The organism is Flavitalea flava (genome assembly GCF_054461575.1).
Genome location: NZ_JBTLQH010000078.1, coordinates 1 through 14,379, shown reverse-complemented (window position 1 = coordinate 14,379; position 14,379 = coordinate 1). Strand labels below are relative to the sequence as shown.

Genomic DNA, 14,379 nt, shown 5'->3' with positions numbered 1-14,379 from the left:
CTATAATACCAGGCAGATCTCTCCTACCCTCCGTCTGAACGAGTCGCTGCTGGTAGCCCCACAGAATATCCAGGTCATTACGGGTAAAGTGCTGGCCGATCAACAGATCACCGCCATGAATGACGGGATCATCCGGAATGTCAGCGGAGCGATGAAACTGGAACACTGGGGAGACCTTTATACAAATATCAATATGCGCGGATCACGGGCATCTGCCTTCCGCAACGGCATGAACGTAATTACTTCTTATTGGTCGCCCCTGACGGAGGATATGAGTTTTGTAGATCACGTAGAGTTCGTCAAAGGACCTTCCGGCTTTATGATGTCCGTGGGCGACCCGGCAGGCATCTATAACGTGGTGACCAAAAAACCAACGGGTGTTACGAAGGGAGAAGCTACCCTGACATTGGGAAGTTATGACCTTTACAGGGCCACGGTGGATCTGGATGGAAAACTGGACAAGGATGGTAAACTGCTGTACCGTTTTAACCTGATGGGGCAAACGAAGAATTCCTTGCGACCTTATGAATACAACAATCGTTTCTCTATAACACCAGTGATCAGTTACCAACTGGATGAGAAGACTATCCTTACCGCTGAATATAACCTGCAAAAAGTAAAAATGTCGGATGTTGGAAGTTTTTATGTTTTCTCCCCTAAAGGATATGGCGTTCTGCCACGAAATTTTACCACTGCGGATCCGGGTCTCGATCCCACGTATATTACCGATCAAAGCCTGACGCTTAGCCTTAACCACAAACTGAACGACAACTGGAAACTGACCGTTCAGGCGGCCTATTATGATTACAAACAGAATGGTTCTTCGCTCTGGCCTAATTTTGTCGGCACGGACAGCATGATACGCTCTGTCGGGATATGGGACGCCTCCAGCACTGCCAAATTCGGGCAGGCTTATCTCAACGGAGAATTGCAAACAGGCGCCGTCCATCACCGGATCCTGGGTGGTCTGGACGCCAGTGATAAGAATTATATAGCCGATTGGAATCAGAATCATGCCCTGGATACCGAAAATCAAAAATTCAGTTTGTATAATCCTTCCTACGGTAATCCTCCCAATGGCTACCCCGTATGGGACCGCAGCAAGAGCCTTGCCCAGCGTGCCGGTATTTTTGGCACCATTGCCCAAAGTTACACGGGCGTCTACCTACAGGATGAACTGGGCTTTTTTGATAATACCCTGCGGTTAACCCTGGCAGGCAGATACACGCATGTAAAAACAAATGAATACAATTCTATCTCCACCTTCGACAAATTCACGCCCCGTATCGGGCTGAGTGTTTCCGTCGATAACCAGACTTCGGTCTACGCCTTATACGATCAGTCCTTTAATCCACAGACCGGTTTTAAGAAAGATGGCAGCTCTGTCAAACCCCAGACGGGAAATAATATGGAATTGGGTCTTAAACGCGAATGGGCAAATGGCAAATGGAGCACGACCCTGTCCGCTTATCGTATCCTGAAGAATAACGAGAACTCCAATGATCCAGGCGATCCCAGCGGAAGATTCATCGTTCAATTAGGACAAACACGTTCCCAAGGCGTGGAGTTCGATCTCCGTGGTGAATTGTTCACGGGTCTTACCTTAACCGCCAATTATGCCCTGACAGACTCTAAGATCACCAGGGCAGATTCCAGCGCCGAATCCCAGAAGACGATCGGCAATAAGGTTCCCGGCTATGCCAAGCATACCGCCAATGCCTGGATCAATTATAAATTTACCGAAGGTGCTTTAAAAGGATTCGGAGTTTCCGGGGGATTTTCATTCCTGGCTGACAGAAGTACCTGGTCCTGGGCCGGCGCCACTGCACAGCAACAGGCTTTACCTCAATATATAAAATTTGACGGTGGACTTTTCTGGGAACAGGACAAACTCCGCATCACCTGTAACGTATTTAATTTGGCCGATAAATTCTTGTATTCCGGTGCTGCTTATGCCGCCTATTATTACTGGCAGGCAGAAGCCGGTCGTAACTGGCGCTTAGGGGTGAGTTACCGGTTCTAAGAGGCGACAAACAGTTTATTACTTTTTTTTCTTAAAAATATCCAAAATCATATCCGCAATGAGCGAATATCCTTTATCTGAAGGATGCAGCCCGTCATAGGTCAGGTCTATCGCATCGACCGGATAGGGGTATTCGTCCGTCTGCGGGTTAAAGGGAATCCGGGTATACGCAGGATAGGTAAATTTTTTATACTCGCCTGTCTGAGGATCTTTCAAACGTTTGTATTTTACCATTCTGTCCAGGGTAATCCCGCTTTTGTTATACAGATCGACAACCTCCAGATGATCGGCTTCGCCGATCATTTTTACAGCATCGGCAAATTGGGTCAGGTACTGCCCTTCTTTTTCCCGGTATGAACCCCATGCATTGTTATGCGGATTTCCCACCTGTACGAAATCACCCCTTTGTAAAGGAGTGACCAGGATAATCCTTGCTTTTTTGTTCAGGGTCCGGAGTTTGTCGGTGATAATACGGAAGGCTCCATACACGGTCCCGCTTCCTTTATTCTCTTTGTAGTCCTGAAGCGTGCCAAGTGGATTGGCATGCCACCAATCATTGGTGCCGAGGAATATGGTATATATATCCGCTTTTTTTAAAGGCAGCACATTAATAGAATCTGCAATATTGCAAGCTGTCCAGCCATTGTAACCCTGATTGTCGTAAACCAGGTTCGGCATTTTTTCTTTTACCAGGGTCTGGTATCCTTTGGTGATGCGGTTATCAGCGGCTTCGGGATGTTCGTTCAAATAAGTAATGGAATCTCCGATCGACACCCAGGTAATTTTTTTAGCATTAAAAAAACCGGAGAGCGCTATTAAAACCAGGGACAGAGACAAGAAGGTCTTTTTCATTTTTTGGTTGTTCGGAATTTATTTTGTTATGGGTTTTGTATTTTTGAATCAGGAAAATTGGATTTCGCGCTTGTACCTGGTAGCTTGTAGCCTGCAGCTTGTTGCTCACGAGCCCAACCTCACCGCCTCTCCCGTCCGGGCGCTGTCATAGATTGCCCGTACGATCTCCACGGATTTTCTCCCTTCGCGTCCATCAATCAATGGGCTGCTACCGGTTTCGATGGCAAGGATCATGTCTTCTATTTGATGCTGGTGGCCTGCATAGCCGATCGCTGCCGGATCGGAGGCCCCTCCTCCTGTGCTGTTGCCAACGGAAAAAGTTTTACGGGTAAAATCATCCTCCGGTGTTTCCTGTTCGAACTGCCATTTGACCAGGCTGTTTTCTTCGATAACCACTGTGCCGGTAGTCCCCATGATTTCGATCCGTTTGTATGAACCCGGGAAAACCGCCGTCGAACATTCGATCGTGCCCAGCGCTCCATTGACAAATTTTACCATGGCCACTACCGTATCTTCCACTTCGATCTCTTTATGACGGATATTGGCGGTGAGCGCCTGCACCGATTGAACAGGCCCCATAAACCATTGTAAGAGATCGACGGAATGTATCCCCTGGTTCATCAGTGCACCTCCCCCATCCAATTGCCAGGTCCCCCTCCAAGCTGCAGAATCGTAGTAGGCTTTGGATCGGCTCCATTTTACATAGGCATCGCCAAGCACCAGATTGCCGAACCTGGTTTTCTCCAGTGCCATTTTTAATCGCCTGTTCGTTTCCTGGAAGCGGGATGGAAAGATCACACCCAATTTCACCCCAGCCTTCCGGGCCGCTTCAATAATCAGGTCGCATCGCTCCAGATTCACTTCCAGGGGTTTTTCCACCAGACAATGTTTACCACCTGCTATACAGGTCAGTGCAGGTTCCAGATGTATTCCGGAAGGAGTGCAGATACAAACAATGTCAATGGCGGGATCCTTAGCCATTTCCTCCAGGGTTTCAAAGGCCCGGCAATTATGTTTGCGGGCAAACCTGTCCCTTTTATCCTTACTGATGCTGTATGCTCCAATCAGGTTGGCATGACCAATGCCCGCAATGGCCATCGCATGGGTTTCTGCGATCATTCCTGTACCGACGATTCCAAAACCAAATTTCTTTTTTTCCATTGCTGGCGTGGTTTTCACTTAAAAAACGACTTTCCCATTCTTGATTGTCCTGATGACCTTTATTTCATTACCTTCTTTCCGGAAAAGTACATGATCAGCCCTTGTTTTATCCAAAAATTTCCGGTTTGTTGCCAAACCGTTATTCTCCATCATGTTCAAAATATGCGTCGATGCCATCTGCCAGATAGCTCCTATTGCAGCAAGTTTATGATTAACAAGATACTCTATATCTTCCAGCAATGTTTTTCCTGCGCCGGCGAGAATGCCCGGGCTGTTTTTTACAGAAACTTTTTTTTGCTCATCCACGATCACCGTACCTCCAATCGGGGTCTGGTATTCCCCCGGAGCCATCCCGGCGAAACAGGTAGCATCGCTTACCAGGATGGTGCGTTCTCCTTTTGTTCTCATGACCACCTTCAGGAAGGAATCGGGAACATGAATGCCATCTGCAATGATGCAGGAATACAGCTCGTCAGTCGCCAGCTGGTCCCATAATATATTGGGATGCCGGGGCAATTGCAGTGAAACTCCGTTACCTAAATGTGTAGACAAACGGGCCCCTGCCTGAACGGCCATAGCGACTTGTTCCGTACCCGCTAAGGAATGCCCAATGGCCACCAGAACCCCTTCCCCGCAGGCTTTTTCAATAAATGCGTACGAGCCTTCCCATTCCGGAGCAAGCGTAATCAATTTAATTCGCCCACCGGCAGCTTCCTGAAACCGGCAAAAAAGATCCCAGTCGGGTGCCATCATATATTGCCGGTTATGCGCCCCCCTTACTCCTTCTTCGGGGGAAAGGAAAGGACCTTCCATATGGATCCCTCCCACACAAGCATCCACCAAAGGATTAGCCGAACAGGCCCGGTGAATGATGCTCATGTTTTGAAGCATCTTTTCCGGAGTATTCGTAATGATGGTCGGAAAATAAGTAGTAATTCCCTTACTCAATAAAAATTGGGTGGCCCTGACCAGGTCTTCCTCCGTCAATACAGCGGCATTAAAATCTATTCCATTGATCCCATTCAATTGAAGGTCAATTAAACCAGGACCTAAATAATAGTCTTCATAGGATCCGGACAATTCCGACGATCGGGGTAATGTTGCAGGTTCCGGATACTTCTCCGATTCCGAAAAGATGGTCAATTCTGCATTCTTCCCCTCCCGGATAATCAACTGGCCGCTTACTCCGCGGATGACATCCTTGTAGATAAATCTTTCTTCTGTTTCCTTTTTCTCCCTGTCCATAATTAGTACTATACTTTTAAAAATATTTTCTTTTTATACAGAAAGTATAAAAAGAACCATTTGACAGCCAGGGTGCAAATAGCCATAATGATCATCTTATAGGGATCATCCACCATCTGGCCCAACCATTTAAAAAGACTATTGCCTGTATATTCCCAATCTATAAAAATAGTGGATATATAGATCAGGATGGAATTCATCCCGATAACCCGGAAAATGAGGGTCCAGCTTTTGTACCCGCGTACATCTATAATATAATAGAAAAGTGACAATAGCAGGAGGCTCAGTCCTCCCGTCCACAAAACAAAGGAACTGGACCAAATATTTTTATTGATAGGAAAATCCAGGTTCCAGATGAGGGCCAGGATAAGGGAAATAATGCCGGCCACTGCCATCCATATCGCCTTTGCCGTTCCGGATAACGGTTCCTTCTCCTGGGATTGGGAAAGAGGGATTAGCCATCCCCGCTGGAGAAAATTCCCGGTGAAGATCCCTAACAAAACCGTGCTTATACCGGAGATCGTACAGATCAGGCCAACGGTGTCGTAGATTCCCCGAGACAGTTTGCCGGGCAGGAGGGTCCGGTCCAGGTAAGACATGAAATTCCCCGGTATGGTGAGATCACCGGGTAAATAACCCGGCGCCGCGGTAAATTTTAACAACAACCAATAACCAATGAGCAATCCCCAAAACCAAACCCATTGCATGACCTCTTTGGCATATAACCAGATGATCCCGGCCAGCAGATAGGTAGCTCCGATCTTCCCCAATACACTGGGGAAACGGAAATCGGCAACAGGGCGGAACTGCAGCCCGTTGTTATAGATCATCCCCAGTAGGATCAGGATCAATCCCCTTTTTATGATCTTAAGGAGCAGAGATTTTTTGCTTTTGTCTTTTTCCAGTTCTCTTCCCAGCGAATAAGGAATGGATACTCCTGCCATAAACATAAACAAGGGAAATATTAAATCCCAGAAAGTAAATCCATCCCATACCCGGTGATCCAGCTGATCGCCGATTACATTCCAGAAAACAGCGCTTTTTGTTTTGGAATAATCCTTTACGATATATCCCAGCCCCATGATCCAGATCATATCGAAGCCCCGGAGGGCGTCCAGGGAATAAAGCCGTTGGGAACCGGCAGTTGGGGTTTCTTTATTCAAGGGATTCATTTTTTCTCCATGGCCAATTGTAAAGCCTTCGTGGTGGTAAAATATTTTGTCTTCATAAACGCAATTTCCCAATCCGGCATCTTTCCTGCCTGAAGATAGTTCAGGAACGTTTTTGTCACCTTTGCGAATTGTTGTTCATGATCCAGATCGAACTGTACGGGAATGATGACCTCCCAACCTTTTTCGTTTGGCTTTAGCGAAAGACCGGGATATTTTTTTTCGAGCTTACCAAAGGTTTCCTTTAAAACCAATTCATAATTCCCTCCGTCTGGCTGCACTGGCTCTATATATAACACAGGTTTATATTGCTGTTCCTTAGCCTGGCGGATAACCAGGCTGGCCCTGGTACCTTTCACCAGGGAATAATAGGTATCCCCCGCTCTCCCGGGCGCCTGGAAATTCCAGTTTACGGAAACCCTTGCATGTATTCCTTGCAGGGTATAGTTCATTTCTCCATTAGCCAATACATTCAACAGGTCCAACTTCACCTTTTTCTGAAGAAAATCCGGAAAAGATTCCAGTTGGGTAACCTGCCGGAATTGGGAAGCCGTTAAAGAAGTCGGCCATTCTCTGGCGGAAAGCATCCGGACATCCTTTCGGTAATCCAGTAATTTTTCAGGAAAACATTCCCATTGTATCAGATCCACCAGGTGAGTAGTTACATCGACTAAACCATGGCCCTCCTGATCCACATCAAAATACCAGGCGGGGCGTATGAGCGGCGCTCCGGATACGGATTTATAGAAATGATGGGTACTTTGTTTGATGATCGCCGGATTCTCTTCGGTTCCTTTTTCCAGATCCCCGAATACCTCCTTTAGCCCGGCCAGTTCTTTTTCCAGGATATTGGTTATCTCGTACCGGGAAGTCATGATATCATAGATAAGAGGATTTTTCCCGGTAGCTTTGTTTTTCCCGTTAAGCTTGTTTTTCCCGGTCTCTTCAAAAACCTGTTCCAGTAATTCAAAATCCGCCGGGGTGATGGCCATGGGTTTATCGGAAAGTATATTTAACCCTGCATCAGCCGACCTTTTAATAGTTGCCGTTTTATTACCGTTCTTACCGGCGAGCACTATTATATTCCCGGGTTTTTCGCTAAACAGTCTGTCCAGATAATCGCTGCCCTTATAGATTTTCTCCACCCAGCAGGTAGGATGATCAGCCCGTGTATTATATTTCCGGATCAGGGATTGATAGGCTTCCAGTTCCGGACCCTCGGGTGCATACACCCATACGGCCGTATCCACTTCCCGGTACATTTCTTTTTCCACCAGGGCGGCATGAAAATGACCAGGCTCTAAAACCATCAATCGAATTTTTTCCATCTTATTGTTTTGCGTCATTTCCAAGGAACTTTTTTTTACCTGTTTAACTGGTTTACAGACAGGCCCAGCCAGCAAAAAGGCTGAAAAAAAACAGACCATTTTTACACGGGCATTTATTATCGGGGCTTTTATTATCGGGGCTTTTTTAACCATGCTTTTTCGGTATCTGCGTTAATGGCTGTCTTTTCCTATCCGGTCCTGGCTTATACCTTTTGTTCCCAGCCCGGTTCATATTCACGGCTCCAGTATTTCATCGCTTCGTTATCATTAAGAATATGCCCGTTCTTCGGATCGATGTGTAATACATGCCCTGAACGTAAAGCGATATTTCCCAATTGTACCAGCAAAGTGCTCTGATGACCTCCGATGATCCCGGAATTCAAGGTTGTTCCTTTCCGGATGCCATCGAACAGGTTTTGAATATGGAAGGCATCCAGCGCCTGTGAAGGATTGGTTGCATTCCGGACATCGATAGAATGATCTGCAATGACTTCTTTGACAATATTGTTCTGCCCGTCAATAATCGTATATCCATTGCCTTCTTTTATCGTCAGAGAACCATTTTCTCCATAAAAGGTAACGCCGGTAGTGGCCCCTTCCAGCTTTACTCCGTTGCAACTCCGGCCTTCCCAGCTTATCATGGTTTTATTGTCAAATTCGATATTGATCACCTGGGTATCAGGTGTTTGCCAATCGTCCTCAAAACGATAACGGCCTCCGGACGAACTGACACGTACCGGATAGTCAACTCCCAGTCCCCATCTGGCCAGATCCACCATATGGGTGCCGTTATTTAAAGCCTCACCCGTCCCCCAGTTCCAGAACCAATGCCAATTGTAATGTATAAGATTATCCCGGAACGGCCGGCGGGGCGCAGGCCCTTGCCAAAGATCGTAATTCAGCCAGGAGGGGACGGCCGCCTCTTTACCTCTTCCGATGGTTGGCCGGTTATTCGAATACCAGGCTTTCGCAAAATAGGGTCTCCCGATGACGCCCGATTTTAATTCGCCGATCGCGGCCACTACATTAGGCCAGGATCGGCGCTGATTACCCATTTGCAGGATACGGCCATATTTGGCGGAAGCATTTACCAATAATTCGCCTTCATTCGGATTATGACTGCAGGGTTTTTCCAGGTAGACATGTTTGCCTGCCTGGCAGGCCAGCAGGGCCGCCGGCGCATGCCAATGATCCGGTGCCGCTACCACCAATACATCCAGGTCTTTGTCTTCCAATGCCTTCCGGAAATCCGGTTGCGCCAAAGGCCGTTTGCCCTGTATTTTTTCAACGGCAGCGATATACTTGTCGGCTGCACGGGTATCCACATCACAACAATACAACACCTCTGCATTCGGCTGAGCGGCAAAATTAGAACCCAGGGCAAATCCCCTGCTGTTCACCCCCATACTGGCCACCTTTATCTTATCGTTGGCTCCGGGGATATTCCGGTAGCTGGCCGCACTAAAGCCCGGGAGGATGCCCCCAAGCGAAAAAGCCGTGGTACCTGCAATCGTTTTTTTGAGGAATTTCCTTCTGGAATTATTCATAATGGTCGATAGTTAATCGATAGTTAGTCTATAGTTAATGTTGACGAATCAGGGGGAGTTCAGAAAGTTTTACGGGGATACTGCCCATTTTTTTGCTAGTATCGGCGGCCTCCATAAAGGCCAGTAATTCCAAGGTCTCCTGTGGGCTTACAGGAGCTGCCCCGGTACGGAAAAAACCAATGATTTTTACGAGTAATGCCCGGTAGCCGTCATATGGCCCGACCTTCCCATTTTCTTTTTCCCCATATACCGTTCCGCCATAATCGTATACTCCCGAACGGGTTCCGCGAACGGTGCCTATCCGTCCATCGGACCAGGTTCCTGCCACGATATCCGTATCCTCCGTATGTATCCTCACCACCGAGGAACAACCGGTCCCCATCAGAGTATATAATAACTCAACCCCATGGATACCATACCAGAACAGATCGGGATGCGTCTTTTCCAGTTTGGCCGGGCTGTACACATCGGCCCCCAACACTTTGCCGATCTTTCCCTGAACGATTTGCTGTGCACTTTCCATGTAACGTAAGGAAGAAGAGGAGAATACAGGAACCCCGTGTTTGTCGGCCGCCTCAAAAATGGCAATTGCGTCTTTCAGGGACGCGGCCATCGGTTTGTCGATAAACAAGGGTTTCCCTGCCTGGATAACCGGCAAGGCCTGTTCGAGGTGAACACGTCCGTCATTCGTTTCCAGCATCACGAAATCCACCTTGCTTAACAGTTCTTCAATAGAGCTTGTAATTTCAACCCCAAAGGTTTTGATCTCGGTAGTATAAGCCGGGATCCTCTCCGCGGATGATTTAATATCGATGCTCCCTTTGGGATAGGCAGCCACTACTTTAAACCCGCCAAATTCAGGCGAGGCATCAGGAGCATTCAGCATTTTTGTAAATTCGATACTATGGGATGTATCAAGGCCAATGATGCCTATTTTTTTTCCCTTTTCCACATGATGAGGACCGGGGTCCGTTCTCTCCTTTCCATACAATGGGGAAAACAGGCTGGTCAAGCCTATACCCATACCTGCAAGACTTACCTGTTTAATAAACCGGAGCCGACTGTTCTTAATGGGGTCATTTTGTTTCTTTTTCATGGGCAATCATTATAATTGGTGCCTGGTCAGGCCGTTCTCAGAGAAATTTCCGTGTACGTAACCGAAGATAATGATTATTTGCTGAAAACCTCCTTTTCCGTGGTTGGATTAAATAGTAGAATCAACTATGCGGGATCTTGTGCGGGATCTGTTCGTTACCGGTTTCCCGTACGTTACACAATCAATTTTTCAACAGGACCTTCGGGAGCTATATCCCCTGCTGCCTGTTTAATAATGCTGATATCAAGCCTTAGCCTTTGCAGAAATAAGGCAATATCAAAACTATGAACGACTATATTGGCCCCTTCTTTCATCCAGCGGATCTGACGTTCAGGTTCCAAAGAAAAATGGATTCCTATGCTCAATCCTTTTGCCCTGGTCTTTTTAATGATCGTTTTTACGGCTGCTTCGAATACAGGGTGGTCATATTGTTCCGGCAGACCGAGACTCACGGAAAGATCGTGCGGCCCGATAAAAACACCATCCAGACCAGGAACCGAAAGCAGGTCATCCAAACGTTCGATCGCCGGCACGCTCTCTATATTGGCAATACACATGGCGCCGTTGTAACCAGCGATGTATTCGGGAAGGCCGTCGGGCATATTTTTACTTCCATCCAGGTACTGGTCCAGCAATTCACCTTTCAGCGGGCGATATTTTACCGCTCCGACCAGTTCGACTATCTGGGCCTTTGTCTCCAGGTATGGGGCCACGATGCCCATGGCGCCACCATCGATTGCCTGGCAGGCCAGATAACGATCCGGTGAAGGAATCCGTACTACCGGAACAATATCATTGGCCTTGAACAGCTGGCACAGAACGGCCAGTTCGGTTCTGCCTAGGGGAATATGTTCGGTATCGATAAACACAAAATCAAGCCCGGCACTTTTGATGGCGCCCGGCCACATGGGGCCTGTAGAAGTGATGCAGGTCCCATATACATTTTTACCGGCCTTTAATTTTTCCAGCAAAGGATTTTTTTTCCCGTTCATATGCTCTTTTTATTTTTTTTAAGGGCGTTTTTAAGATTTTTAAGGCAATATTATAATGATAAAATCAGCGAATTTAATCTGAAACCTCTCCGAACAAACAAATTTGAGGGATTAATTCCTCATTATAATACAGCTTATTTTCAAATTACTGTAGGATATTATCATTCGTTTGCTTAGCTTTATTAAAGATGAAACCGCATTTTTATAAAGTAAATACCCCGCTTCAGGAGTCCTTCACTGTCCATCATCTGAAGAGCCAGAATTTTGGCCGGATCTGGCATTATCATCCGGAGCTGGAGCTTCATTATACGATCAAGGGCAACGGTCTGCGATTTATTGGCGACAATGTAACCAATTTTAATGCGGGGGAAGTCATTCTCCTTGGAGAAAATCTGCCTCATTCCTGGCGTTGCCAGGAAGAATATTATACCAAAGATCCGGATGCTTCAATCGAAGCCATCGTTATCCAGTTTTTACCGGACTGTATGGGAAAAGATCTTTTTTCCTTACCGGAAGCTTGGCTCCTGCCCCAGCTTTTTGAAAAAGCCAAAATGGGCATGGTCCTTTACGGAAAAGCAAGAGAAACGCTTATCGAATTGATGCTTGCCGCTGTGAACGCCTCCGGAATGGACCGGCTGATCATTTTACTAAGTATGCTTAAGACCCTTTCTTCGACCGGAGAATTCGATCCCATCACCTCGGCCTATGCCTTTTACAAATCCAATGAAGTGGAGGCGCTTCGGCTGAACACTATTTATAATTATACCCTTGCTCATTTTAAGGAAAATATTTCGCTGGAAGATGTAGCGGCCATGAGGAATCTTACCGTCACTTCCTTCTGCCGTTATTTTAAGATGATGACCAATAAGTCCTATTATGATTTCCTCATCGAGATCCGAATCAGTCATGCCTGCCGGATCCTTATCGAAGACCGGCATCCGATCGATGTGTTATGTTTTGAATGCGGGTTTAATAATGTCTCCAATTTTTACCGTCATTTCAAAAAGATCACCGGCATGACGCCCCTTGATTACAAACGCAAGTTCATGCGGTCTGAGAACAGGGAATAGACTGACCTGTTACTGTTTTGTAAGCAGAAAGATCTGCAGGTACCCTCCAACAATCGTTCCGGCGGTTCCGGATTGGACGCGCCGGTTATAACAGAGTAAGTTTCCACTATTTGACCATACAACGGCTCCTTCCGGTTTCTCTTCGTTTGTAAACGTTGGAGTAACCCGCTCGGTTCTCCCGGTCTTAAGGTCGGTGATCCAAACGCTGTTGTCACTGATATAGGCTACTGATATTCCGTCCGGGCTGAAATTGAACGGCCCACTGATGGAGAAAACGTTATTCGTCAATTGCCGCACTGCCCCTCCGTTGGGAGAGATTCCGAATAGTTGTATGATATCCTTTGCATCGGCAGCCAAAAAACCGATGAGCGTCCCGTCAGGGGTAGACCGGAGCCAGTGCCTCGGAGAAGGGCTGACTCCTTTTTCGGTATAACTGATCCTGCGAACGGTAATGCCTGCCGGTACAGACGGACGAATGCCGGGGTCGGATCCTGCTGTGGTTGCCTGTGAAGGGGCAGTTGTCCTGGAAGGGGAGGCTGTCTGCGAAGAGGCGGCAATTTGTGAAGGGTTGGACAACAAACTATCAGGAATATCCGCAATAAATATTTCTGTTTTTATTTTTCCTTCCGGCGTGCGCAGATTTCCCTGAAAGGCTATAGCTGCTTTTTGAAGCGAGCCGTCCAGCTTCCGGTACCCGGCCTTCCCCACCCAGCCTTCATCGAAGGCCTTTTCGATCTCATCTGATCCCGGAATGGGTTTTTCGGACACTTTAGCGATAAGAAAGGCATAACATTCCCCACTGTTATTTTCCAGGTCATCCCCTTTTTCCGTTTTTTCTTTTTGCGTCTTTTCTTTTTCCACTTTTACCTTTTTCCCCGTAACCATTACCCCGACTGTTCGCTGGTCCTTTACCGGCAGTCCTTTTTTTTCCATTTGTTCCAGCAGGTAATCATTATAGGTAAAACTGATCCACATTCCGTTCCCGCTCCAGGAATGAGCATGGGTGCCACCTCTTAATGCGCCCGGCGTGAAAGGAGAAGTAATATCACGGGCATCCATGAACAATGGCTCGAAGGGCCGGTCTATATCGATGGCTACACCCGTCCTGCGGGTCATGCCATAAGGATGGTCTTTATCCGCATTCCGTATCCCGTGCAGGAACAATACACGCCGGGCTACCGGAGAAAAAGTTGCGGCTCCCACTCCCGGACCGAAAGCTGTCTGATTTTTTGTTTGATAAAGCGGTTGTATCCTCCCATCGGTGGTACTGACCATCGCGATCCCGCCTGCCGCGATGATTCCTCCGTCCTCATTTCTGCTGTCATAAACAATCCATTTATCGTCCGGCGAAAAACATTGGGTGGAATTAACGGTATGCCCCGAAGGGTCTTTCGTCAGTTGAATCTCTTTGTAGGTAGTTATTTGAACGCCTTCGGGTTGAGCGCCCGCGGGTTGATTGATTGCAGGTTGAATGCCTGCAGGTTGAGTGCCTCCGTGTTGATTGGTCGTGTTCAGGTTGGTCATGGTCAGGTTGGGGATAGGTTGCCTTTCGGGGGATCGGTTGGGCAAAACAAGCTGGCTTGAGGCTTGCCCGCTAACCGGCCGCATACAGGCAACGGGGATAACTGTATATAGCAGCAGGGCTAAAAGAATATGATTTTTATTCCAGGACAATCTTTCTGTTTTTCCATTTGGTGAACAATACTCCCGTCAGAAATATGGATAGGGTCCCGATTACGATGATCATATTTTTATGGAAGGGGCTTCTTAACATAGCATACTCTTCCGGGATCTTTCCGGAAAAAGTCATCCAGATGATGACGAGTACTCCGATGGTGGCAGCCAGCATGGCTTCATGATCTTTCGTTCGTTTGCTGAAGATGCCCAGTAAAAAGA

The 14,379-nt window shown here is 47.2% G+C and carries 11 protein-coding genes and 1 pseudogene; 2 read left to right on the top strand and 10 right to left on the bottom strand.

Annotation, left to right across the window (positions count from 1 at the left end; genetic code table 11):
• Nucleotides 1-2,023: TonB-dependent siderophore receptor (locus ACX0G9_RS30690; protein WP_459068816.1), on the top strand; the 2,023-nt coding region annotated here is incomplete at its 5' end.
• 18 nt (nt 2,024-2,041) lie between these two features.
• On the opposite strand, the gene ACX0G9_RS30685 is transcribed toward ACX0G9_RS30690, so the two are convergent.
• The 8 genes from ACX0G9_RS30685 to ACX0G9_RS30650 all read right to left on the bottom strand — a co-directional run bounded on the left by ACX0G9_RS30685 (nt 2,042) and on the right by ACX0G9_RS30650 (nt 11,413).
• On the bottom strand, nt 2,042-2,875 hold the full coding sequence (locus ACX0G9_RS30685) for an SGNH/GDSL hydrolase family protein (protein ID WP_459068815.1): 834 nt from the start codon (nt 2,873-2,875) through the stop codon (nt 2,042-2,044).
• 105 nt (nt 2,876-2,980) lie between these two features.
• Nucleotides 2,981-4,036, bottom strand: coding sequence for a Gfo/Idh/MocA family protein (locus ACX0G9_RS30680; protein ID WP_459068814.1), 1,056 nt, complete (start codon nt 4,034-4,036; stop codon nt 2,981-2,983).
• A gap of 18 nt (nt 4,037-4,054) precedes the next feature.
• Nucleotides 4,055-5,281: an N-acetylglucosamine-6-phosphate deacetylase gene (locus tag ACX0G9_RS30675; protein WP_459068813.1), complete on the bottom strand. Its 1,227-nt coding sequence runs from the start codon at nt 5,279-5,281 to the stop codon at nt 4,055-4,057.
• 8 nt (nt 5,282-5,289) lie between these two features.
• Nucleotides 5,290-6,453, bottom strand: a complete 1,164-nt coding sequence (locus ACX0G9_RS30670; protein ID WP_459068812.1) for an acyltransferase family protein — start codon at nt 6,451-6,453, stop codon at nt 5,290-5,292.
• Nucleotides 6,450-7,778: a putative oxidoreductase C-terminal domain-containing protein gene (locus ACX0G9_RS30665; protein ID WP_459068811.1), complete on the bottom strand. Its 1,329-nt coding sequence runs from the start codon at nt 7,776-7,778 to the stop codon at nt 6,450-6,452. Before ACX0G9_RS30665 ends, ACX0G9_RS30670 begins: the two co-directional genes overlap by 4 nt.
• 203 nt (nt 7,779-7,981) lie before the next feature.
• The gene (locus ACX0G9_RS30660; protein WP_459068810.1) at nt 7,982-9,325 is read right to left on the bottom strand and encodes a Gfo/Idh/MocA family protein; all 1,344 of its coding nucleotides are present in this window, start codon (nt 9,323-9,325) and stop codon (nt 7,982-7,984) included.
• 34 nt (nt 9,326-9,359) lie between these two features.
• The gene (locus ACX0G9_RS30655) at nt 9,360-10,421 is read right to left on the bottom strand and encodes a Gfo/Idh/MocA family protein (protein WP_459068809.1); all 1,062 of its coding nucleotides are present in this window, start codon (nt 10,419-10,421) and stop codon (nt 9,360-9,362) included.
• 173 nt (nt 10,422-10,594) lie between these two features.
• Nucleotides 10,595-11,413, bottom strand: a complete 819-nt coding sequence (locus tag ACX0G9_RS30650; RefSeq protein ID WP_459068808.1) for an HpcH/HpaI aldolase family protein — start codon at nt 11,411-11,413, stop codon at nt 10,595-10,597.
• Between the two features lie 188 nt (nt 11,414-11,601).
• Between ACX0G9_RS30650 and ACX0G9_RS30645 the strand changes: the two genes are divergently transcribed.
• Nucleotides 11,602-12,483, top strand: a complete 882-nt coding sequence (locus ACX0G9_RS30645; RefSeq protein ID WP_459068807.1) for an AraC family transcriptional regulator — start codon at nt 11,602-11,604, stop codon at nt 12,481-12,483.
• Between the two features lie 9 nt (nt 12,484-12,492).
• Here the strand turns inward: ACX0G9_RS30645 and ACX0G9_RS30640 are convergent, their stop codons facing one another.
• On the bottom strand, nt 12,493-14,157 hold the full coding sequence (locus ACX0G9_RS30640) for a DUF3748 domain-containing protein (protein WP_459068806.1): 1,665 nt from the start codon (nt 14,155-14,157) through the stop codon (nt 12,493-12,495).
• Nucleotides 14,144-14,379 (bottom strand): annotated as a pseudogene (locus tag ACX0G9_RS30635) (sodium:solute symporter); the annotation flags it as partial. The pseudogene ACX0G9_RS30635 and the gene ACX0G9_RS30640, both read right to left, overlap by 14 nt.

What these genes read in the sequence shown, in the direction of transcription:
- ACX0G9_RS30685 (WP_459068815.1), bottom strand. Translation starts at nt 2,875, where the DNA reads ATGAAAAAGACCTTCTTGTCTCTGTCCCTGGTTTTAATAGCGCTCTCC.
- ACX0G9_RS30680 (WP_459068814.1), bottom strand. Translation starts at nt 4,036, where the DNA reads ATGGAAAAAAAGAAATTTGGTTTTGGAATCGTCGGTACAGGAATGATC.
- ACX0G9_RS30675 (WP_459068813.1), bottom strand. Translation starts at nt 5,281, where the DNA reads ATGGACAGGGAGAAAAAGGAAACAGAAGAAAGATTTATCTACAAGGAT.
- ACX0G9_RS30670 (WP_459068812.1), bottom strand. Translation starts at nt 6,453, where the DNA reads ATGAATCCCTTGAATAAAGAAACCCCAACTGCCGGTTCCCAACGGCTT.
- ACX0G9_RS30665 (WP_459068811.1), bottom strand. Translation starts at nt 7,778, where the DNA reads ATGGAAAAAATTCGATTGATGGTTTTAGAGCCTGGTCATTTTCATGCC.
- ACX0G9_RS30660 (WP_459068810.1), bottom strand. Translation starts at nt 9,325, where the DNA reads ATGAATAATTCCAGAAGGAAATTCCTCAAAAAAACGATTGCAGGTACC.
- ACX0G9_RS30655 (WP_459068809.1), bottom strand. Translation starts at nt 10,421, where the DNA reads ATGAAAAAGAAACAAAATGACCCCATTAAGAACAGTCGGCTCCGGTTT.
- ACX0G9_RS30650 (WP_459068808.1), bottom strand. Translation starts at nt 11,413, where the DNA reads ATGAACGGGAAAAAAAATCCTTTGCTGGAAAAATTAAAGGCCGGTAAA.
- ACX0G9_RS30645 (WP_459068807.1), top strand. Translation starts at nt 11,602, where the DNA reads ATGAAACCGCATTTTTATAAAGTAAATACCCCGCTTCAGGAGTCCTTC.